The organism is Phytobacter diazotrophicus, from assembly GCF_052061655.1.
GTDB classification, from domain to species: Bacteria; Pseudomonadota; Gammaproteobacteria; order Enterobacterales; family Enterobacteriaceae; genus Phytobacter; species Phytobacter diazotrophicus.
Window position 1 is genome coordinate 856,542 of sequence record NZ_CM125428.1, and the last position, 19,450, is coordinate 875,991.

General features: G+C 53.1%; 23 protein-coding genes. 10 read left to right on the top strand and 13 right to left on the bottom strand.

What is annotated here, in order from left to right; genetic code table 11:
* Positions 1 to 6: 6 nt before the first annotated feature.
* Genes citC through citG form a run of 6 tightly spaced genes read left to right on the top strand, consistent with a single transcriptional unit; the run spans position 7 to position 5,092 of the window.
* On the top strand, positions 7 to 1,026 hold the full coding sequence (citC, locus tag ACS0RQ_RS04145; protein WP_103281496.1) for a [citrate (pro-3S)-lyase] ligase: 1,020 nt from the start codon (positions 7 to 9) through the stop codon (positions 1,024 to 1,026).
* 19 nt (positions 1,027 to 1,045) lie between these two features.
* Complete coding sequence (gene citD, locus ACS0RQ_RS04150) at positions 1,046 to 1,339, top strand: citrate lyase acyl carrier protein (protein WP_039078039.1); 294 nt, start codon at positions 1,046 to 1,048, stop codon at positions 1,337 to 1,339.
* Positions 1,336 to 2,211 (top strand): citrate (pro-3S)-lyase subunit beta, encoded by an 876-nt coding sequence (citE, locus tag ACS0RQ_RS04155; RefSeq protein WP_039078038.1) that lies wholly within the window; start codon positions 1,336 to 1,338, stop codon positions 2,209 to 2,211. Before citD ends, citE begins: the two co-directional genes overlap by 4 nt.
* A 10-nt stretch (positions 2,212 to 2,221) precedes the next feature.
* Entirely contained in the window at positions 2,222 to 3,745 is a 1,524-nt protein-coding gene (gene citF, locus ACS0RQ_RS04160; protein ID WP_271849720.1) for a citrate lyase subunit alpha, read from the top strand.
* Positions 3,745 to 4,284 (top strand): citrate lyase holo-[acyl-carrier protein] synthase, encoded by a 540-nt coding sequence (gene citX / locus ACS0RQ_RS04165; protein WP_047368905.1) that lies wholly within the window; start codon positions 3,745 to 3,747, stop codon positions 4,282 to 4,284. The genes citF and citX overlap by 1 nt, the downstream gene beginning before the upstream one ends.
* Entirely contained in the window at positions 4,262 to 5,092 is an 831-nt protein-coding gene (gene citG / locus ACS0RQ_RS04170; RefSeq protein ID WP_271849721.1) for a triphosphoribosyl-dephospho-CoA synthase CitG, read from the top strand. Before citX ends, citG begins: the two co-directional genes overlap by 23 nt.
* 76 nt (positions 5,093 to 5,168) lie before the next feature.
* Here the strand turns inward: citG and ACS0RQ_RS04175 are convergent, their stop codons facing one another.
* The 4 genes from ACS0RQ_RS04175 to mutY all read right to left on the bottom strand — a co-directional run bounded on the left by ACS0RQ_RS04175 (position 5,169) and on the right by mutY (position 9,305).
* A complete protein-coding gene (locus ACS0RQ_RS04175) occupies positions 5,169 to 6,422 on the bottom strand; it encodes a nucleoside permease (protein ID WP_271849722.1) in 1,254 nt (417 codons plus the stop codon).
* A gap of 363 nt (positions 6,423 to 6,785) precedes the next feature.
* Positions 6,786 to 7,874 (bottom strand): membrane-bound lytic murein transglycosylase MltC, encoded by a 1,089-nt coding sequence (gene mltC / locus ACS0RQ_RS04180; RefSeq protein ID WP_039078033.1) that lies wholly within the window; start codon positions 7,872 to 7,874, stop codon positions 6,786 to 6,788.
* A 75-nt stretch (positions 7,875 to 7,949) separates the two neighbouring features.
* Entirely contained in the window at positions 7,950 to 8,225 is a 276-nt protein-coding gene (locus tag ACS0RQ_RS04185; protein WP_039078032.1) for an oxidative damage protection protein, read from the bottom strand.
* A gap of 27 nt (positions 8,226 to 8,252) precedes the next feature.
* The gene (gene mutY / locus ACS0RQ_RS04190) at positions 8,253 to 9,305 is read right to left on the bottom strand and encodes an A/G-specific adenine glycosylase (protein ID WP_172600620.1); all 1,053 of its coding nucleotides are present in this window, start codon (positions 9,303 to 9,305) and stop codon (positions 8,253 to 8,255) included.
* A gap of 149 nt (positions 9,306 to 9,454) precedes the next feature.
* Here mutY and trmB point away from each other — a divergent pair, with 149 nt between their 5' ends.
* From trmB to ACS0RQ_RS04205, 3 genes are read left to right on the top strand one after another with little or no spacing between them, the layout of a single operon-like run.
* Positions 9,455 to 10,174 (top strand): tRNA (guanosine(46)-N7)-methyltransferase TrmB, encoded by a 720-nt coding sequence (trmB, locus tag ACS0RQ_RS04195; protein WP_039078031.1) that lies wholly within the window; start codon positions 9,455 to 9,457, stop codon positions 10,172 to 10,174.
* Entirely contained in the window at positions 10,174 to 10,500 is a 327-nt protein-coding gene (locus ACS0RQ_RS04200) for a YggL family protein (RefSeq protein WP_039078030.1), read from the top strand. Before trmB ends, ACS0RQ_RS04200 begins: the two co-directional genes overlap by 1 nt.
* 51 nt (positions 10,501 to 10,551) lie before the next feature.
* Positions 10,552 to 11,271: a YggN family protein gene (locus ACS0RQ_RS04205; protein ID WP_039078029.1), complete on the top strand. Its 720-nt coding sequence runs from the start codon at positions 10,552 to 10,554 to the stop codon at positions 11,269 to 11,271.
* Between the two features lie 112 nt (positions 11,272 to 11,383).
* On the opposite strand, the gene ACS0RQ_RS04210 is transcribed toward ACS0RQ_RS04205, so the two are convergent.
* Positions 11,384 to 11,746: an endonuclease domain-containing protein gene (locus ACS0RQ_RS04210; RefSeq protein ID WP_271849724.1), complete on the bottom strand. Its 363-nt coding sequence runs from the start codon at positions 11,744 to 11,746 to the stop codon at positions 11,384 to 11,386.
* Positions 11,747 to 11,873: 127 nt separating this feature from the next.
* Here ACS0RQ_RS04210 and ACS0RQ_RS04215 point away from each other — a divergent pair, with 127 nt between their 5' ends.
* Positions 11,874 to 12,878 carry a DUF1202 family protein gene (locus ACS0RQ_RS04215; RefSeq protein ID WP_271849725.1) on the top strand — a complete coding sequence of 335 codons (1,005 nt, stop codon included), beginning with the start codon at positions 11,874 to 11,876 and terminating at the stop codon, positions 12,876 to 12,878.
* 130 nt (positions 12,879 to 13,008) lie between these two features.
* On the opposite strand, the gene ACS0RQ_RS04220 is transcribed toward ACS0RQ_RS04215, so the two are convergent.
* From ACS0RQ_RS04220 to ACS0RQ_RS04255, 8 genes are all read right to left on the bottom strand, one after another.
* On the bottom strand, positions 13,009 to 14,310 hold the full coding sequence (locus ACS0RQ_RS04220) for a TRAP transporter large permease (RefSeq protein ID WP_271849726.1): 1,302 nt from the start codon (positions 14,308 to 14,310) through the stop codon (positions 13,009 to 13,011).
* Positions 14,310 to 14,813: a TRAP transporter small permease gene (locus ACS0RQ_RS04225; RefSeq protein ID WP_271849727.1), complete on the bottom strand. Its 504-nt coding sequence runs from the start codon at positions 14,811 to 14,813 to the stop codon at positions 14,310 to 14,312. Before ACS0RQ_RS04225 ends, ACS0RQ_RS04220 begins: the two co-directional genes overlap by 1 nt.
* Before the next feature lie 48 nt (positions 14,814 to 14,861).
* Positions 14,862 to 15,848 carry a TRAP transporter substrate-binding protein gene (locus tag ACS0RQ_RS04230; RefSeq protein WP_271849728.1) on the bottom strand — a complete coding sequence of 329 codons (987 nt, stop codon included), beginning with the start codon at positions 15,846 to 15,848 and terminating at the stop codon, positions 14,862 to 14,864.
* 295 nt (positions 15,849 to 16,143) lie between these two features.
* Entirely contained in the window at positions 16,144 to 17,280 is a 1,137-nt protein-coding gene (gene hemW, locus ACS0RQ_RS04235) for a radical SAM family heme chaperone HemW (RefSeq protein ID WP_271849729.1), read from the bottom strand.
* Positions 17,273 to 17,866, bottom strand: coding sequence for an XTP/dITP diphosphatase (locus ACS0RQ_RS04240; protein WP_039078024.1), 594 nt, complete (start codon positions 17,864 to 17,866; stop codon positions 17,273 to 17,275). The genes hemW and ACS0RQ_RS04240 overlap by 8 nt, the downstream gene beginning before the upstream one ends.
* A gap of 8 nt (positions 17,867 to 17,874) precedes the next feature.
* Positions 17,875 to 18,165 carry a DUF167 family protein YggU gene (yggU, locus tag ACS0RQ_RS04245; RefSeq protein ID WP_039078023.1) on the bottom strand — a complete coding sequence of 97 codons (291 nt, stop codon included), beginning with the start codon at positions 18,163 to 18,165 and terminating at the stop codon, positions 17,875 to 17,877.
* Positions 18,162 to 18,725: a YggT family protein gene (locus ACS0RQ_RS04250; RefSeq protein WP_071195982.1), complete on the bottom strand. Its 564-nt coding sequence runs from the start codon at positions 18,723 to 18,725 to the stop codon at positions 18,162 to 18,164. The genes yggU and ACS0RQ_RS04250 overlap by 4 nt, the downstream gene beginning before the upstream one ends.
* Before the next feature lie 18 nt (positions 18,726 to 18,743).
* Positions 18,744 to 19,448 carry a YggS family pyridoxal phosphate-dependent enzyme gene (locus tag ACS0RQ_RS04255; RefSeq protein WP_271849730.1) on the bottom strand — a complete coding sequence of 235 codons (705 nt, stop codon included), beginning with the start codon at positions 19,446 to 19,448 and terminating at the stop codon, positions 18,744 to 18,746.
* Between the last annotated feature and the right edge of the window lie 2 nt (positions 19,449 to 19,450).

The following is a 19,450-nucleotide window of genomic DNA, read 5'->3' on the forward strand; positions in this document are numbered from 1 at the left end:
GGATTTATGCAAGCACAACCTCCCATTGATTTTCGCATTGCGGATGTCACGAGCGGCGCGCAGCGTTTTACGCAGATTCGTAATCTGCTCGCGGACAGCGGCTTAGGCATGGACAACGATATCACCACTTTCGTTGAAGCCTGGTCGGGACTCCGGCTGGTGGGTTGTGCGGGCCTGGCCGCCAATGTCATCAAATGTGTGGCGGTAGATGAAAACCTGCGCGGAGAAAATCTTAGCGCCCGTTTGCTGGCTGAGGTGGAACACCTCGCGCTGTCACGGGGACATTTTCATCTGTTCCTCTGTACGCGCCCCTGTAACAAGGAGCGCTTTGCACACAGCGGATTCTGGCCTATTGCGCAGAGCGGCAACAACGCGGTGTTAATGGAAAACACGCCCTTTGGCATCAGCCGTTACTGCCGCTCATTGCAGCCCTATCGCGTAGAAGGAAAGCGCGTTGGGGCTATCGTGATGAACGCTAATCCGTTCACCCTTGGGCACCGCCATCTGGTGGAACAAGCGGCGCATTCCTGCGACCACTTACATCTGTTCGTGGTTCAGGAGGATGCGTCGTTTTTCCCCTTCACCGACCGTCTGGACATGGTACGGGCAGGGGTCGCTCATCTGCCAAACGTGACCGTTCACAAGGGATCGGAATACATCATTTCGCGGGCGACATTTCCGGCCTATTTCCTCAAAGAGACCGGCAAGGTACAGCAGGCGTGGAGCGAAATCGATCTGCTGATTTTTCGCGACCACATCGCCCCCGCGCTGGGTATTACCCATCGATTTATCGGCTCAGAGCCGTTTTGCGATATTACGCGCCAGTACAACCAGACTATGCACCGCCTGCTTACAGGCGCGGTAGAGGTGGTGGAGATCCCGCGCATCAAAGCCACGGGCAATGCCATCTCTGCCTCGGAAGTTCGTCGTCTACTTAAGACGCACCAGTTTTCCCGTATTCGGGAAATAGTACCGGATACCACTTTCGTGCATCTCGAAACGCACTACAGCGCGGAAGTCGCTTAAAAAACTCAGGAAATAAATTATGAAAATTGTTAGGGAGGCGCTGGCCGGGACTATGGAGTCCAGCGACCTGATGGTGAAAATAGCCCCCGCTGATGGCGAGCTGGATATCGTCATTCACAGTGAAGTGATTAAGCAGTTTGGCGATCAAATTCGCCATGTGGTGACCACCACGCTGCGCGCCATGGAAGTCCACCAGGGACTGATCATTATTGAAGATAAAGGTGCGCTGGACTGTGTGATCCGCGCCCGCCTACAGAGCGCGGTATTACGCGCCAGTGACAGTGACAATATTGACTGGGAGAAACTGCAATGAAAAAGCTTCGTCGTAGCATGCTGTTTCTCCCAGGCGCCAACGCCGCCATGCTTTCCAACTCGTTTATTTACCGCCCGGACTCCATCATGTTTGACCTGGAAGATGCCGTGGCGCTGCGTGAAAAAGACACTGCGCGTCTGCTGGTCTTTCATGCGCTGCAACACCCGATGTACGAAGACATCGAAACCGTCGTTCGTATCAACCCGCTCAATACCCCGTTTGGCCTGAAAGATCTGGAAGCCGTGGTCCGCGCCGGGGTGGATGTGGTTCGTCTGCCAAAAACCGACACGCCGGAAGATATTTACGAACTCGAACGCCATCTTGAACGCATCGAAATGGCCTGCGGGCGTGAGATCGGATCCACGAAGGTGATGGCCGCGATCGAATCCGCGATCGGCGTTATCAATGCCGTGGCGATCGCACGCAGTTCACAGCGTCTGATCGGCATCGCGCTGGCGGCGTTTGACTACGTGATGGACATGCAAACCGAACGCGGCGACGGCACCGAGCTGTTCTACGCCCGCTGTGCCGTACTGCATGCGGCACGTGCCGCCGGGATCGACGCCTTTGACGTGGTGTGGTCGGACGTAAATGACGAGGCCGGTTTCCTGCGCGAAGTCGATCTGATCCGCAAAATGGGCTTTAACGGCAAGTCGCTGATCAACCCGCGCCAGATCGATCTGCTGCACAACGCGTATGCGCCAACGCAGCACGAAGTGGATCACGCGAAGTTAGTGATCGAAGCCGCAGAAGAGGGCGAACGCAACGGGCTGGGCGTGGTGTCGCTGAACGGTAAGATGATCGACGGCCCCATTATTAATCATGCGCGAATGGTGCTGGAACGTGCCGCCGCGTCCGGCGTGCGTCGGTAAGGACAGAACAATGAATCAGACAGAGCTTCTCCACGTTAACTTTCCGCATCTGCGCGATTTAAAACCGTTCGATAGCGCCCATGCCAGCACGCCGTGGCTTGCCGATCTCGACAGCAAACATAACCGCAAATTGTGCGCTACCCTGGAAGATGCCATTGCCCGCAGTGGCCTGAAAGACGGCATGACCATTTCGTTCCATCATGCGTTTCGCGAAGGCGATCGGGTGATCAACAACGTGGTGGAAATCCTGGCGCGACTGGGCTTTAAAGATCTGACGCTGGCTTCCAGCTCGCTGATGACCTGTAACGAAAGCCTGATTGAGCATATCAAAAATGGCGTTATCACCCGTATCTACACCTCCGGCATGCGCGGCAAGCTGGCGGATGCGATTTCCCACGGCCTGATGGCGGAGCCGGTGCAAATCCACTCGCACGGTGGCCGCGTGAAACTGCTGCAGGATGGCGAGCTGAATATCGATGTCGCCTTCCTCGGCGTACCGTGCAGCGACGAGTTTGGTAACGCTAACGGCACCCAGGGTAAATCCTGCTGTGGTTCGCTGGGTTATGCCATGGTCGATGCGCAGTTCGCTAAAAAAGTGGTGTTGCTGACCGAAGAGCTGGTGCCGTTCCCGAACATGCCAGCCAGCCTGGTACAGGATCAGGTGGATTACATTGTGCAGGTCGAGAGCGTAGGCGACCCGGCGAAAATCAGCGTTGGCGCGGCGCGCGTGACCAGCAACCCGCGTGAACTGATGATTGCCCGTTATGCGGCGGATGTTATCGAGCATTCCGGCTATTTCAAAAATGGTTTCTCCATGCAGACGGGTTCCGGTGCGGCTTCAACGGCCTGTACACGTTTTATGGAAGAGAAAATGGAACGTCTCGGCGTGAAGGCAGGCTTTGCGCTGGGCGGTATCACCGGTGGTCTGGTGTCGCTGCACGAAAAAGGTCTGGTGGCAAAACTGCTGGATACGCAGTGCTTTGACAGTGAGGCGGCAGCATCGCTGGCGCGTAACCCGAACCACGTGGAAATCTCTACCAACGTTTACGCCAACCCTGGCAGCAAAGCGGCCTGCTGTGACCAACTGGACGTGGTTATCCTCAGCGCGCTGGAGATCGACGTTGACTTCAATGTCAACGTTATCACCGGTTCCGATGGCGTGATGCGCGGCGCATCCGGCGGCCACTGCGACGTTGCAGCGGCAGCGAATTTGACCATCGTTGTGGCACCGCTTCTGCGCAGCCGCATCCCGACTGTAGTAAAACGCGTCACCACGCTGCTCACGCCGGGCGAAAGCATTGATGTGCTGGTCACCGACCACGGCATCGCGGTGAACCCGGCACGCCCGGAAATCCGCGAGCGCCTGGTGAATGCCGGACTGAAAGTGGTGGATATCGAAGCCCTGTACGCGCGTGCGATCTCGCTGACCGGGACACCGAAACCCATTGAATTCACCGACCGTATCGTCGGGGTGATTCGCTATCGTGACGGCAGCGTGATTGACGTTGTGCGTCAGGTGAAGGAGAACATCTAATGACATTACTGACGCCCGTAAGAGCGGGCGTCAGCCTTGAAGCGCTGCTGACGGCGAAAGAAAACCGTGCAGCGCGCCAGGCTGACTGGCTCACTCATTATCACCATCCGGTTATCTCCCTGACGCTGGTCACCCCCGGCGCGCAGAAAGACAGTATCCGTTACCGTAACACCATGGGGGTGGCGCTACAGGCGTGCGATCAACTGCTGTGGCAGAATCACTGGCCAGTGTTGGATCGCCAGGTACTGTGGTTGCCGACCGGTGCGGAAGCTCTGTGGTGTGTTGACCATGCCGCGGCGGAAATTAAAGCCCAGTGTATTGAACTGGAACAGACGCATCCGCTTGGCAGACTGTGGGATTTTGATGTGATATGCCCGAAAAACGGTCAGGTGGGACGTCAGTCTCTGGATCTCAGTACCCGGCGCTGCCTGGTCTGCGATGAACCTGCCCACGGTTGCGCCCGGTCGCGCCGTCATCCCATGGAAGAGGTCGTGTCACGTGTGGAGACCCTGATCGATGGCTGGTTCGCTCGCGACTAAACTCGCCCGTTTTGATGTCTGGGCGCTGGCCGCCACGGCACTGCGTCTTGAAGTCAATCTCACCCCCAAACCGGGGCTGGTGGACATGGCGAACAACGGTTCGCACAGCGATATGGATCACGCGTTATTTTTACGCAGTATCGATGCCATCACCCCCTGGTTTCGCATCTTCGAAAAAGCCGGGTTCGAGCATGCTTTAAAACCCGCCAGCGAACAGTTGCGCTTATTGCGCCCGGCAGGAATGGCCTGCGAACAGGCTATGTTCGAGGCGACCGACGGTGTAAATACCCATAAAGGCGGCATCTTTTCCCTGGGGCTGATCTGCTTTGCGGCGGGGCGTTTACGCGGTCTGAACCGTCTGGTCTGTGCACAATCGGTCTGTCAGCAGGTGGCTGAGATCTGCAAAGGGCTGGTGGCGCGAGAGCTGGCTTCCCGCACGCATGCGACAACGGCGGGTGAAAAACAGTATCAACAGTTTGGCCTGACCGGCGCGCGCGGTGAGGCGGAACTGGGCTTTCCCACGATACGCCAACATGTGCTGCCATACTGGTATCAGGAGGCGGGTGAACGGCGTTTTCACCATGCGCTGCTGCGCTTAATGGCGATAAATCCCGACAGTAATCTGGTCTCCCGCGGCGGTATCGACGGGTTGTGCTATGTGCAGGAATATGCGCAGACGCTGTTAAAAAACGGCTGGAACATTGCGCGCCTGCAAGAGATGGATAAGGCATTAATCAGTCGCAATCTCAGCCCCGGCGGCAGCGCCGATCTGCTGGCGGTCTCGTATGTGCTGGCGACGCTGGGCTAGCGGCAGACGCTAACCGCCAGACATAAAAAAGCCCGGTGGCATCACGCGCACCGGGCAGGCATTAAATCAGTCAGGCTTATGCTTTCTGCACGACGCCAGCCGCTTGCGGAACATGTTTGTATTTGAACATCGCCATGAACGCAAAGGCCAGAACCACAGAGTAACCGGCGAAAATCAGCCACACGGTTTTCCAGTCGGTTGCACCTGCAACGGTGTACATCTCAACCACTTTACCGCTCGCCATACCGCCAAGGATACAGCCGAAGCCGTTGGTCATCATCAGCAGCATACCCTGCGCACTGGCGCGGATAGCCGGGTTCACTTCTTTCTCGACGAATACAGAACCGGAGATGTTGAAGAAGTCGAACGCACAACCGTAAACGATCATGGAGAGAACCAGCAGGACGGTGCCGAACGGGGTCGGATCGCCGTAAGCGAACAGGCCGAAACGCAGCATCCAGGCAACGATACTCATCAGCATGACGTTCTTGATGCCGTAACGGCCCAGGAAGAACGGAATCGCCAGGATAAAGACAGTTTCTGAAATCTGCGAGATAGACATCAGCACGGAGGCGTGCGTCACGATGAAGCTATTCGCGAACAGCGGATTTGAGTCGAAGCTGTGCAAGAAGGTGTTACCAAACATATTGGTAATCTGCAGTTCCGCGCCCAGCAGCATGGAGAAGATAAAGAAAATCGCCATGCGTTTGTTTTTGAACAGCGCGAAGGCGTTCAGGCCCAGCATTTCCACCCAGGTCTGGTTTTTCTGGGTGTTGCTTACCGGCATGTGCGGCAGGGTCAGCGAGAACACACTCAGCACCAGGGAGAGTGCGGCACCGATATAGAGCTGCATATGGCTCAGTTCGAAGCCAGAGAAGCTCACCGCCCACATCGCCAGGATAAAGCCGATGGTGCCCCAGATACGAATCGGTGGGAAGTCCGTAACGATGTCATAACCGGCGTTTTGCAGGCGCGCGTAGGAGATGGTGTTGACCAGGCCCAGCGTGGGCATATACGCCAGCGAGTTGAGCAGGATAACCGCAAACATCGCACCCGGTGTGGTCACGCCAGCGGCGATAAACAGGGTAATAGCGCCCACCAGATGGCAGATAGCGTAAACCCATTTCGCGCTCAGCCACTTATCAGCCACGATACCCAGCAACGCAGGCATAAAGACCGAGGCAATACCCAGGGAGCTATAGACCGCGCCAATTTCCGCACCCTGGAATTTCAGGGTGACAAACATATAAGAGCCAAGCGTAGTCAGCCAGCTCCCCCACAGGCAGAACTGCAGGAAGATAATCACTTTAAGCTGCAGCTTAAGATTCATGTTAGTTTCCTCACCGAAGGCGTCTGATATACCTGTCATATTTCAGGCTGCATGTGCGTTGGCTTTTCTCACTCATCTCAGTCACTTACCAGAGTAAGCTCCTGGGGATTCGCTGCGTTGCCGCCATCCTGCAACTCGAATTATTTAGGGTATAGATGTTGGAATTAAGACAATTACTGTTGTTATGTGAGGCGATTCTATCATCGAAGCTGGGGCGAGATTGTTACATCCGACATATAAATGCAAACTTGATATGGTTGCAGTCGAATATAGTGACATTCGTCACATTTGTATGCGGGGGACACCCGTGTTCAAAGGGAATTCTTATCCCCTCCCGCTAAACGGAAGGGGATAAGTCACCTCTTACTTCGTGCGACGATAGCTTTTTTGCGCGGTATTCACTTTATAAAGGTAATTACGTGACTCCGCAGAAGGGTGGCGTGTGGTCAGGGTGGAATAGACATCGCCCGGCGCCATCGTGTTGATGATATTCGCGGCCTGCACTTTGTCGCTGGAGAAGACGCGCAGAACGCTACCCGCACCGCCATTGTAAGCGGTGATGACGGCATAACGGCGCGAGGTGGGGTTGGTTATCCCGGAAAGATAGACATTATTGAGCATCGCCAGGTAAGCCGTGCCGGTATCGATATTGCTTTCCGGATCGAACAGGTAGCTGCGACTCGGTGTACCGGATTTGCCCTGCGCGCGGAACACATCACGACCGGCGCTATGCTGCACCACCTGCATCAGCCCCAGCGCGTCGGAGCGGCTGACCGCATAAGGGTTAAATGACGATTCGGTCTGCATAATGGCCAGAATCAGCGATTCGTCAACGCCGTAGCGACGAGCGGCCTGATGGACCATGCCAACATATTTATGCGCACGTTTATCCAGATGGTTTGGCACCAGATTAAACGTCACGCTGTAAATGATTTTTAACCCGACGCTGCGTTTTTGCAGCCGTGTTTTCAGCAGGTAATCCGCGAAGCTGGTCGCACGCCCCATCCAGCGAATGGGCTGGCCCGTGTTATCCACCACCTGGCCATACAGGAACGGCTCTTTGGAAATCTGGATATCATCCGCGTCGGAATAGAGATCGATAGAGCCCGGATCATCACCCATTAACAGGGTCTTGATAATGGCCTGGCGTAAATGTGCCGTAGGGTCTGTGCCGGAGATGGTCTCGACGGTGATGGTGCCTTCGTCGAAGTTGATGTGGCTTCGGGTTTGGTACTGATCGGTGTACTTGACGTAATCTTTTGGACCGGCAATCAGTACTTCGCTAAATCCCCATAAGTTCTCGATATTGTGGGCAAACTGCCCCATTAAAATGTCAAAACCGTTGGTATCTTTAACCCAGGCTTCGTTATAGGTCTCGCCATTTTTATTTGAGCTGGAACAAGAAATAAGCAACGGCGCAATGATCGCTAGCGCTAAAAATTTTTTCATCATTCCGGAAGTATTGTTGGTTGCACAAATGACCCTGAATCAGGCCGCAGACGGCGGAACATCGCTGCGGCCATGCATTTATTTTTTATCTTCCGGCGTATAGCCTTCAATATGCACATCTTTGCCTTCGAACAGGTAACTCACCATTTCCTGCTCAAGCAGTTTGCGATGCTCAACGTTCATCATGTTGAGTTTCTTTTCGTTGATCAGCATCGTCTGCTTTTTCTGCCACTGGGACCAGGCTTCTTTGGAGATTTCGTTATAAATACGCTTACCCAGTTCCCCCGGATAGAGCTGAAAGTCTTGCCCCTCTGCATCACGTTGCAGGAAGGTACAGAAAATAGTGCGGCTCATAAATAGTCCTCTTTACTCTGCGCGGCGTTACATCGCCACGCCGATGCGTAATTGTTGTAACAGGCGCTCCACGGGGGCTGCCAGGCCCACTGACGGCGGCTGCGCTAAGTTATACCAAAGACCTGTACCTTCATCCATGCAAGAACTGAACGAGGACACGGTAAGCCACATAGGCACAATATCCAGATGGAAATGGCTGAACGTGTGGCGAAACGCAATCAGTTGGCTGAGATTATCGGCCTTAATCTGATGTTGCGCCAGCCAGTCATGTAATGACGCTTCATCTTCAAACTGCGGGAAACAGAACAAGCCGCCCCATAACCCAACCGGTGGACGCTGTTGCAGGAAGACCTGATCGCCATGTTGCATCAACAGGAAATATGCGCTGCGCTCCGGCAGCGTTTGTCTGGGCTTTTTGCCAGGATACTCGGCCCATGAGTGGTTCGCGTAGGCAATACAACCTGTTTGCAGCGGGCAAAGCGTGCATTTGGGTTTTGAACGTGTACAGACCATGGCGCCTAAGTCCATCATCGCCTGGTTAAACTGTTCCACCCCTTTGGCCGGGGTCACCTGTTCAGCCAGCTCCCACAGACGTTTCTCCACCTCTTTCTTGCCCGGCCAGCCTGCAACCGCGTAGCAACGCGCAAGAACGCGCTTCACGTTGCCGTCGAGGATCGCAAAGTGTTTACCCAGTGATAAAGAAAGAATGGCGCCGGCAGTCGAACGTCCAACACCTGGCAGTGCGGCAACCTCTTCAAAGGTTTGCGGGAAGACGCCGCCATGCAGTTCGGCCACCTGTTTTGCCGCTTTGTGCAGATTACGCGCACGGGCGTAATAGCCGAGTCCGGTCCATAAATGCAGCACTTCATCAAGCGGCGCATTAGCCAGGTCGGTGACGGTGGGAAACCGTGCCATAAAACGCTCAAAATAAGGGATAACAGTTGCGACCTGGGTCTGTTGCAACATCACTTCGGATAGCCATACTTTGTAAGGCGTTTTTTCAATTTGCCAGGGCAGGGTCTTACGCCCGTATTTGTCGTACCAGTCCAGAACCTGGGCTGAAAATTGAGACGCTTGCATGGTCACCAACATCGCGTTAACAGGGGGGCTGATTGCAGCACAGCGGCATGAACGTGTAAACCGGAACTTTCCGGTGCTTTCATCTTGCATACTGTATCGAACTTTGGATAATGCCCGTTTCCTGAACACTCTCACAAGCAGACTTATTTATGAATAACGACGTCATCTCACCAGAATTTGATGAAAACGGCCGCCCGCTGCGCCGTATCCGCAGCTTTGTCCGCCGCCAGGGGCGCCTGACCAAAGGGCAACAGCACGCGCTTGATAATTACTGGCCGGTGATGGGCGTTGAGTTTGCTGAGCAGCCGCTCGATTTTGCCGCCCTGTTTGGCAATAGCGGGCCGGTGACGCTGGAGATTGGCTTCGGTATGGGCGCATCGCTGGTGGAAATGGCGAAAACCCGTCCTGAGCAGAACTTTTTAGGTATTGAAGTGCACTCTCCGGGTGTGGGGGCATGTCTCTCTTCGGCACATGAAGAGGGCGTCGGGAACCTGCGCGTGATGTGTCATGACGCCGTCGAAGTGCTGCACAAAATGATTCCTGACAATTCATTAAACATGGTTCAGCTCTTTTTCCCTGACCCGTGGCATAAAGCACGTCATAATAAGCGCCGTATCGTTCAGGTGCCGTTTGCTGAACTGGTGAAGAGCAAGCTGAAACTGGGCGGCGTGTTTCATATGGCGACAGACTGGGAAGCCTACGCAGAACACATGCTGGAAGTTATGTCCTCTATTGAGGGTTATCAGAACCTGTCGTCGACTAAAGATTATGTGCCGCGCCCGGATTCGCGCCCGGTAACCAAATTTGAACAACGTGGTCATCGTCTTGGCCACGGCGTATGGGACTTAATGTTCGAGAGGGTAAAATAATGGCAAAGAACCGTAGTCGTCGTCTGCGTAAAAAGATGCACATTGACGAGTTTCAGGAGATCGGTTTTTCCGTCAAATGGCGTTTTCCGGAAGGCACCACTGAAGAACAGATTGATAAACTGGTCGATGAGTTTATCAGCGAAGCCGTTGAAGCTAACGGCCTGATCTTTGGCGGTAGCGGTTTCCTGGCATGGGAAGGTCTGGTCTGCAAACCGAACATTGGTCATTGCACCGAAGAGGACCGGGCGCTGATTCGTAAGTGGCTCGAGGAGCACAAATTCGAAGAGGTCAGCGTCAGCGAACTTTTCGATATTTGGTGGGACTAAGAATGAAAGGGTCGGCAATTGCCGGCCCATTTTGTCTCTACAGGAGTGGTTATGATGCGCAAGACGCTACTGGCGGTAGCACTGACGGCAACGGCTTTTGCCGCGAATGCGGATTACAAATGTAGCGTGAACCCGCGTGATGATGTGATTCTAAGCCCGCAAACCGTCCAGGTGAAAGGCGAGAACGGTAATCTGATCCTAACGCCGGAAGGTAACGTGACCTTCAACGGTAAACAGTATTCGCTGAGCGCCGCACAACGCGAGCAGGCACGGGATTATCAGTCTGAATTGCGCAGCGCGCTGCCGTGGATTGATGAAGGTGCTCGCTCACGCGTAGAGAAAAGTCGCGTGGCGCTGGACCAAATCATCGTCAAGGAAGTGGGCGAGAGCAGCAATATGCGTGGCCGCCTGACCAAGCTGGATGCCCAGCTTAAAGAGCAGATGAACAAAATTATTGAGCATCGCAGCGATGGCCTGGCGTTCCACTATAAAGCGGTTGATGACGTGCAGGCTAATGGTCAACAACTGGTGAACCAGGCGATGGGCGGTATTCTGCAGGACAGCATTAACGAGATGGGCGCCAAAGCGGTACTGAAAGGCGGCGGCAACCCGCTGCAGGGTGTGCTCGGTAGCCTCGGCGGTTTGCAGACCGCCATTCAGAACGAGTGGAAAAACCAGGAAGCGGATTTCCAGCAGTTCGGTAAAGATGTGTGTAGCCGCGTGGTGTCGCTGGAAGCTAACCGTAAAGCGCTGGTGAGCGGGCTTAAGTAAGGTTCTGTTGTTTCTCTTCTGTCTGTTCCCCTCACCCTAACCCTCTCCCCGGAGGGGCGAGGGGACCGATAGTGCGATTTGAGACTACGGTGCTGATTTCCCCCTCTCCCTTTTAGGGAGAGGGCCGGGGTGAGGGTAACAGCATTTGCAGCGCCTCAAATATCCGCTCCAGCACGGCCTCTTCGTTTTGCCAGAGTTCATTGTTCCAAAACCGCATGATCATCCAGCCTTTTTTGTTTAACCATACCGTTCGCTGAACATCATATTCGTACCGCTCATCATGCTGACCACCATCCAGCTCAATGGCAAGCCGTGCCTCGCAGCAGGCGAAATCAAGAATGTAATGACCGACAGGGTGCTGCCGACGAAACTTGTAACGAGAAAATCGGCGGCTGCGTAACAGATACCAAAGCAGTCTTTCTTCTTGTGTCAGTTCGCGTCTGAGTTGTTTTGCATGTGAGCGTATTATTTCCATCCCCACACTCTGCCACCCTCTCCCTGTTTCACCACAACCTTTTGCTGACACTGGAACCCGCCTTCCAAATAATTGTCCTATAGTCCGCAAGGTTATTAATGGAAGAGACATAAAAAGGATTTTGACGATGAAAATGAAATGGGCCGCAGGACTGGCGGCGTTGATACTTCTGTCGGGCAGTGTGCTGGCCGATAGCAATACCCCCACCGATGAGGTGCTGAAAAAGCAGTTTAGCCAGGCGCAGGAAGGGCTAATGCAACTGGACAGCATCACATTGCGCCTGCTTGATTCGCGCGGAAACCAGGCGACCTATGCCGCCGAAGGGGATATCTCCGCCACGGAAGATCTCTATTCCATGGTCGGTATGGCCGGAAACTATCAGTTTATGGAGCAGACCTGGACCAAAGGGCGCCCGGTGAAGTTCTCGGCGATGGTCACTGCGGTGGGGACAAAAGATTCCGGCTGGACCACCGAGTTCTTCTCCATGCAGATGGCGGCGAAACCTGCCGGGTATCCGAAACCGGACATTAACAACAAAGAGAAGTATCTGGTGGTCACCGACAGCGATTTTTATCCCCGCCTCGCCAAAATTGAAGCCGACAGGGCCGCCCAGAAAAAAGCGCTGGATAAATCCCTTGAGAAACAAGAGCAGCTCCAAAAGGAGATTGACGCGCTGGACGCCCAAATTGCCGCTTCGTGGGGCAAAGACAAAAACGGCAAACAGTTAACCCGTGATGATGTGCAACACGCGCTGCTGGAGGAGCTTCAGGAGGTGGGCAGGCAGAACGATCCGCTGCATTTTGAAAATAACTACAACAAAACGATTTATGAACCGGCGCTGGCCGAGTGCCAGAAAAAACCGGATTGCGATGCCACACCGCTGCGAAAAGCGCGTGCTACGGCACTCGTGGACCAGCGTCGGGACTACCAACTTAAGTTTCAGCTCAAGCGCGAAGAGGTCATGAAAACCCTGGAGGCTTACGATAAAAAGCGGGAGCCGCTGCGCAAAAAGCGTAACGAACTTCGCAGCGAACTGAGCAAGTTGGATATCACCAATAGCAAAGCCCGGATGGATTACGAAGGTTGGGAACGGGACATCGCCGTTATGCGTCGGCAAGGCATTATCAAGTAAATCTTCCAGCCCGTGTGTGCCGGGCTGGATTCAGATCACTCCTCGGCGAGGAAAATGAAATGGGCCACCGTGGTGGCCCATTTCATTTTTTCGGATTAGAAAGGGCGTTGTTTCTCCCTGCCTGACCGAGTTACATCAAACCCAGTATGCGGGGGAACCATAGCGAGATTTGCGGTATATAAGTAATCAATGCCAGCGCTACGAGTAGCGCGGCATAAAAAGGAAGCAGTGGCTTAATCAAGTGTTGAATTTTAACGCCCGAAATAGAGCAGCCAACAAACAAGGCACTGCCGACCGGTGGCGTTAATAATCCGATGCACAGATTCGCAACCATCATGATACCAAAGTGTACCGGGTCCATACCTAAGTCCTGCGCAATAGGCAGGAAAATTGGCGTGAAAATAAGTACCGCTGGGGTCATATCCATAAAAACGCCAACAATAAGAAGAACAAGATTAATTAATAAAAGAATAACGAGCGGATTTTCAGAAATAGACATCAGCGCATCGCTAATCATGTAGGGTACATCTGCATTTGTCATTGCCCATGACATCCCAACGGAAAAACCGATCAGCAATAAAACAATAGATGTTGTTACCACTGATTCAAGGACCAACGCCGGTAACTCACTCCACTTCACTTCGCGGTAAACGAAAACTGACAAGATGAAAGTGTAAACCACTGCAATAGCAGATGCTTCTGTTGCGGTAAATACACCACCCAGGATGCCACCCATAACAATGATAACCAGCAACAGACTAGGCAACGCAGCAAAAAACGCTGTCAGTGCCTGTTTGAGCGACGGTTTTTCTGAGAGCGGATACCCGCGTCGGCTGGCGATAACCGCACAAACCATCATGATGACCAGCCCCATCAAAATACCGGGTAAATAACCCGCCATGAACAGCGAGGCAACGGAGACGCCCCCAGCTGTGAGTGAGAAAACGATCAATACATTCGATGGTGGTATTAAGAGGCCGGTAATACAGGACGAAACGTTAATGGCGGTTGAAAGGGTAGGGTCGTAACCCTGTCGAGTCTGGATTGGATGAAGTGTTCCACCTACCGCCGCCGCTGCGGCAACCGCAGAGCCTGAAATAGAACCAAACATCATATTTGCCAGTACGTTAACATGCCCCAGAGAACCGGGCACGCGGCCAACCATGACCTGCGCGAGGTTAATCAGGCGTAGAGCAATTCCGCCTCGATTCATCAGTGTTCCGGCAAAAATAAAGAAAGGAATAGCCAGCAGGGCAAAATTATCCAACCCATTAGCCAGTCGCTGTGAAACCGTAATAACGGCAATGTCCCAGGGAAACATAAGGAGCATAGAGCTAACGGTCGAAATACCAATAGCAAATGAAATAGGTACGCCAAGGAAAACCAGGATGAAAAAGGATCCAAATAACGTTAATGCGATATAGCCATCCATTAATCTACTCCTTCGATGGGATTTTTTAGTTTATCCATACCAACATTTATGAACCACAAGGCGTAGAACATCATTACGATTCCGGTCAGTGGCAAAATAAGATAGACATAACCCATAGGGATTTGCATCGCGGCTGACACCTGGTTGGTTGCCAGCGTTTTGCCGATTAATTTCATTCCCCCCGTGACGATGACTCCGCCAGAAAAAAGGAAAATCAACAGATTTACTAAGACGGTCAATAGGGCCTGTTTACGCGGTTGTAGCGCCATTGACAGGAGATCAATTGACAGATGTCGCTGAGCGCCAACTGTATAGGCTGCACCGAGTAAACCTACCCAAATCATCAGAAAGCGAGCAAGTTCATCGGTTGACGTGCTGGGCTGATTGAGAACATAACGACTAAATACCTGCCATACAACGCAAATAACCAGTACGCTCATCACCATAATAGAAAACGCCGCGATCGTGCGATCGACCGCCAGCTTTATGCGGTTAAATATCATCTTTAATTATCCCGGTGAATAAGGGCCAATGACTGGCCCTGGTAGATATTATTCAGCAGCGGCTTCGAATTTTGCTAATAATGCGGCCTGTTTAGGATCTTTTTTAAACTCATCAAACAGAGGTTGCACGGCAGCGCGGAAGGGAGCTTTATCCACTTTCACAATTGTACCGCCTTGCGATATTGCCTGAGCACGGGTATCGGCATCGATTTGAGCCCAAAGTTTTTGCTGGTATGTTTCTGAATGCTTAACTGCTTTTTGTAAAATGTCTTTTTGTTCAGCTGTTAATTTGTTCCAGGTTTTAGTTGAAATAACCAGGAAATCAGGAATGGAAGCGTGCTCATCTTCCGAAAAGACTTTTGCAATTTCGATATGACGCGTTTGTACCCAGGAAGGTACATTATTTTCTGCTCCGTCTACAACGCCCTGTTGCATGGCAGTATAAACCTCACCAAATGAAATGGGCGTAGGCGAGCCACCCATTAACTCAATCATTTTTATTGTGGTTGGGCTGGCCTGAACGCGTATTTTCAGTCCTTTCAAATCTTCCGGTTTCGTAATGGGCTTTCCGGCATAAAAGCTTCTTGTACCAGCAACGTAAGCAGAAAGCGCGAAGAAACCTTTGTCTTTTGTAGACTCCATGATTTCTTTACCCACGTTACCGAAAACAACGTTATTAAAATGCGCCTGATCTTTAAACAAGAATGGAAGATTATAAATAGCGTATACATTATCAAAAGATTCAAGATCGCTGGCGGAACCTTTCGTCATATCAAGGGCACCATTTTGTAATAATTCCAGGGTCTCTCTTGCGCTCCCCATTTGGCTGCTGGGGTAAATGCGGATCGTCATTTTACCATCAGACAGTTTTTTGACTTCTTTAGCCATTTCATCTAAAGCCTGATGTACAACATGGCTTCGCTCAAGGTTATGCGCAAGTTTTAACGTGACTTTATCCTGCGCAATAGCATTCAAAGAAAATAATGAAATAAGCGATGCACACACAAGTGTTTTGGAAAGAGAGAGTTTGCTCATTGTTTGGCTCCATGCACATTAATGGTCTATATCTGAAATCAATAATCCTTATTTCTGTATGACATATTATCCTGGTTGTCTGACATCTTTAAGGTGTCTGTCTCACAGTTTTTATTTTTTGTCAGTGTGGATATTTTTAAAAGGCGTTAAATATTATCGTGATGAATAAATTGGAATGGCAATATTTATTATGAGAATATATTTGGCCGATAAGCGGTATGGCAATATCAGGTTTTTAATTGGCGGGGAAACAGGTATCCCGCTTAATAAAGCGAGCGGGATAGTTCTGTACATATTATTCGCTCAGGAAAAGTTCCAGCAGGGAGTTGAGGAACAGCTTACCGTGCTCGGTGATTTGCCAGTACTGCTCGCACTCGGTGAGGTAGCCCTGCGCCAGGGCTTTGTCGAGCTGCGGGCGAATCACGCTTTCATCCAGCCCCGTGAACAACGCGAACTCCGCACGCGGCGCGGCCTCCAGCAAACGAAAGCGGTTCATAAAGAACTCGAACGGCTTATCGGCGGCTTCCACATCGTGCTGGCGCTCAAGGTAGCGACCCTGCATATACCCGCGCGGGTGGCGCGTTTTCGCGGTGCGTAAAATGCGCCCATCCGGGAAGGTCACTTTGCCATGCGCACCGCAGCCAATACCCAGGTAATCGCCAAAGCGCCAGTAGTTGAGGTTGTGCTGACACTGGTAGCCCGGTTTCGCGTACGCTGAGGTTTCGTATTGCTGATAGCCCGCGGCGGTCAGTAACTGGTGGCCACGCTCGAAAATATCCCACAATGCATCGTCATCCGGCAGCACCGGCGGGCGCGAGCCAAACAGCGTGTTGGGTTCGATGGTCAACTGATACCAGGAAAGATGCGGCGGGTTCAGTTCAATGGCCTGGCGCAAGTCGTCCAGCGCCTCTTCCAGCGTCTGATCCGGCAGGCCGTGCATCAAATCGAGGTTAAAACTGCGCAGCCCAAGGCCAGTTGCCAGCCGCGCAGCGCGTTTGGCTTCCTCCGGGCCGTGGATACGCCCCAGCCGCTGTAATTTCGGCTCGCTAAAGCTCTGAACGCCAATCGAAATGCGGTTCACCCCGGCACGTTGATACTCAACGAAGCGGTCGGCCTCGACCGTTCCGGGGTTGGCTTCCATTGTGATTTCCGCATCCGCCGCCAGAGTCAGGCGCGCACGCACGCCATCCAGCAACGTCTGCATCGCTGTGCCGGAGAGTAGGCTCGGCGTACCGCCACCAATAAAGATCGTCTTTATTTCACGCCCCTGTGCGTAAGGCACATCAGCATCAAGGTCGGCGAGCAGGTGCTGCACATAATCATCGTGAGGCACTTCGCCTTTCAATGCATGGGAATTAAAGTCGCAGTACGGGCATTTCTGCACGCACCACGGAATATGAATATAAAGACTTAAAGGTGGCAAATTAGCCATTACGTAATGCTTCCAGTAACAGTTTCAGCGCCTGCCCACGGTGGGAGATAGCGCTTTTTTCTTCGCGGGTCAGTTCGGCGGCGGTTTTACCTTCCGTCGGGACGAAGAAAATCGGATCGTAACCAAACCCGCCCTGACCGGCAGGCGCACGGGTAATCACACCAGGCCAGCTACCGTGGCACACCAGCGGCGTCGGGTCAGCGGCGTGACGCAGATAGACCAGCACACAGTGGAACTGAGCCTGACGTTTATCGTCCGGCACATCCTGCAGGGTGGTCAGTAATTTTTGCAGATTCGCTTCATCAGTGGCATCCACGCCAGAGTAACGTGCGGAGTAGATCCCCGGCGCGCCGCCCAGCGCATCAACAGCCAGGCCGGAATCGTCGGCAATCGCGGGCAGACCGGTCACCTCAGCGGCATGGCGCGCTTTCAGGATCGCGTTTTCAATAAACGTCAGGCCGGTCTCCTCGGCGGATTCCACACCCAGCTCGGTTTGCGCCACGATATCCAGACCGAAATCACTCAGCAGCGAGGCAAGCTCGCGCACTTTACCGGCATTACCGGTTGCGAGAACAACTTTTTGCATAATAGATCCTAATTCATCAGGGCCGTGACGGCCGAAGGTATCTGTTGCGGATGGGTAATTTTGACTTGTTTATGGCGGCCCAGTTCGCCTTTTTCAATCAGCACCTGATTTTTGGCCACCCGAAACTGTTTGGCGAGATATTTCACCAGATGGGCGTTGGCCTGCCCATCGACCGGTGGGGCGGTAATGGCGACTTTTAGCTCGTCGCCATGCAGCCCAATAATGCTGTCCCGGCTGGCCTTTGGCTGAATATACAGCCGCAGCACCAGCCCGTCGTCACAGGATGTGACAGCACTCATGCCCAGTTCCAGATATAGGCTAACGGTACAATGGTGTTAGCCAGAAACTCCATCACGCCCATATTGATGACATACATTAGCAGCACCAGAATCATCGGCGAGAAATCGAGACCGCCCATTGATGGCAGCAGGCGGCGAATCGGGCGCAGCAGCGGTTCGGTAAGCTGCAGCAGCACATATTCCACCGGGCTACGGCCCTGGCTGACCCAGCTCATGATTGCCATTAACAGCAGCACCCAGAAGATCAGCGAACCGAGCGTTTTAATAACAATCAGCACCGCCGCCAGCACGATGAACACGCCGTTCATGGAGACGTACGGGTTCAGGAAGACTTTCACGACACATAGCAGCAGCGCGATAAGCAACGATGCGCTGTCAATGGGCCCCATCGACGGAATAATGCGACGCAGCGGGCCAACAATCGGCTGGGTGATTTTCACGATAAACTGGGAAAACGGGTTATAAAAATCACAGCGCGCCCACTGCATCCAGATACGCAGCAACAGCACCATCGTGTAAGCCTGGATAATCAGTGACAGGAGAGTGGACAACGTATTCATGGCGTTCCTCAGTTTTCCTTAGTTTTTTGTGTAATCGCGCGCGCCAAAAATGGCGGTTCCGATGCGCACCATGGTGCTGCCTGCCGCAATCGCGGCCTGCATATCGTCTGACATGCCCAGCGAAAGGGTATCCACGCCAGGGTAACGTACCTTAAGTGCGTCAAATGCGACAGCCATTTGGCGGGCCACGGCAAACTGCCGTTCATAATCAGCCTCGGGAGCAGGGATCGCCATCAGTCCACGCAGGCAAAGACCGGGTAATTCCACCACCTGCGCCGCCAGCGCGTCCAGCTCAGCAAGGGAGATGCCGGATTTGCTCTGCTCATCACTGATATTGACCTGAATCAGCACGTTCAGCGGTGGCAGAGAGTCGGGTCGCTGCTCGCTTAAGCGGCTGGCGATTTTGAGACGGTCCACGGTATGGCACCAGTCAAAATGTTCAGCCACGAGGCGGCTTTTGTTGGACTGTAAGGGGCCGATAAAGTGCCACTGGATATCCGCGATGCCCGAATCCTTGAAATGGCGAATCTTATCAATGCCTTCCTGTACGTAGTTTTCACCAAAGCCACGCTGACCCGCCGCGTAAGCTTCTTCGATGGCGCTCGCAGGTTTTGTTTTGCTGACTGCAAGCAGCGTAACTTCTTCTGGAGCACGGCCGCAGGACGTTGCAGCGGCTGAGATTTTGTCCCTGACCTGTGCCAGGTTATGCGCAATATCGTTCATGT

Coding starts and splice junctions, on each gene's coding strand:
- citF (WP_271849720.1), top strand. CDS start 2,222: ATGAATCAGACAGAGCTTCTCCACGTTAACTTTCCGCATCTGCGCGAT.
- trmB (WP_039078031.1), top strand. CDS start 9,455: ATGAATAACGACGTCATCTCACCAGAATTTGATGAAAACGGCCGCCCG.
- ACS0RQ_RS04230 (WP_271849728.1), bottom strand. CDS start 15,848: ATGAGCAAACTCTCTCTTTCCAAAACACTTGTGTGTGCATCGCTTATT.
- ACS0RQ_RS04250 (WP_071195982.1), bottom strand. CDS start 18,725: ATGAATACGTTGTCCACTCTCCTGTCACTGATTATCCAGGCTTACACG.
- ACS0RQ_RS04200 (WP_039078030.1), top strand. CDS start 10,174: ATGGCAAAGAACCGTAGTCGTCGTCTGCGTAAAAAGATGCACATTGAC.
- citD (WP_039078039.1), top strand. CDS start 1,046: ATGAAAATTGTTAGGGAGGCGCTGGCCGGGACTATGGAGTCCAGCGAC.
- ACS0RQ_RS04210 (WP_271849724.1), bottom strand. CDS start 11,746: ATGGAAATAATACGCTCACATGCAAAACAACTCAGACGCGAACTGACA.
- ACS0RQ_RS04255 (WP_271849730.1), bottom strand. CDS start 19,448: ATGAACGATATTGCGCATAACCTGGCACAGGTCAGGGACAAAATCTCA.
- ACS0RQ_RS04175 (WP_271849722.1), bottom strand. CDS start 6,422: ATGAATCTTAAGCTGCAGCTTAAAGTGATTATCTTCCTGCAGTTCTGC.
- citC (WP_103281496.1), top strand. CDS start 7: ATGCAAGCACAACCTCCCATTGATTTTCGCATTGCGGATGTCACGAGC.
- yggU (WP_039078023.1), bottom strand. CDS start 18,165: ATGAGTGCTGTCACATCCTGTGACGACGGGCTGGTGCTGCGGCTGTAT.
- citG (WP_271849721.1), top strand. CDS start 4,262: ATGGCTGGTTCGCTCGCGACTAAACTCGCCCGTTTTGATGTCTGGGCG.
- hemW (WP_271849729.1), bottom strand. CDS start 17,280: ATGGCTAATTTGCCACCTTTAAGTCTTTATATTCATATTCCGTGGTGC.
- ACS0RQ_RS04185 (WP_039078032.1), bottom strand. CDS start 8,225: ATGAGCCGCACTATTTTCTGTACCTTCCTGCAACGTGATGCAGAGGGG.
- ACS0RQ_RS04225 (WP_271849727.1), bottom strand. CDS start 14,813: ATGATATTTAACCGCATAAAGCTGGCGGTCGATCGCACGATCGCGGCG.
- citX (WP_047368905.1), top strand. CDS start 3,745: ATGACATTACTGACGCCCGTAAGAGCGGGCGTCAGCCTTGAAGCGCTG.
- citE (WP_039078038.1), top strand. CDS start 1,336: ATGAAAAAGCTTCGTCGTAGCATGCTGTTTCTCCCAGGCGCCAACGCC.
- ACS0RQ_RS04240 (WP_039078024.1), bottom strand. CDS start 17,866: ATGCAAAAAGTTGTTCTCGCAACCGGTAATGCCGGTAAAGTGCGCGAG.
- mutY (WP_172600620.1), bottom strand. CDS start 9,305: ATGCAAGCGTCTCAATTTTCAGCCCAGGTTCTGGACTGGTACGACAAA.
- ACS0RQ_RS04220 (WP_271849726.1), bottom strand. CDS start 14,310: ATGGATGGCTATATCGCATTAACGTTATTTGGATCCTTTTTCATCCTG.
- mltC (WP_039078033.1), bottom strand. CDS start 7,874: ATGATGAAAAAATTTTTAGCGCTAGCGATCATTGCGCCGTTGCTTATT.
- ACS0RQ_RS04215 (WP_271849725.1), top strand. CDS start 11,874: ATGAAAATGAAATGGGCCGCAGGACTGGCGGCGTTGATACTTCTGTCG.
- ACS0RQ_RS04205 (WP_039078029.1), top strand. CDS start 10,552: ATGATGCGCAAGACGCTACTGGCGGTAGCACTGACGGCAACGGCTTTT.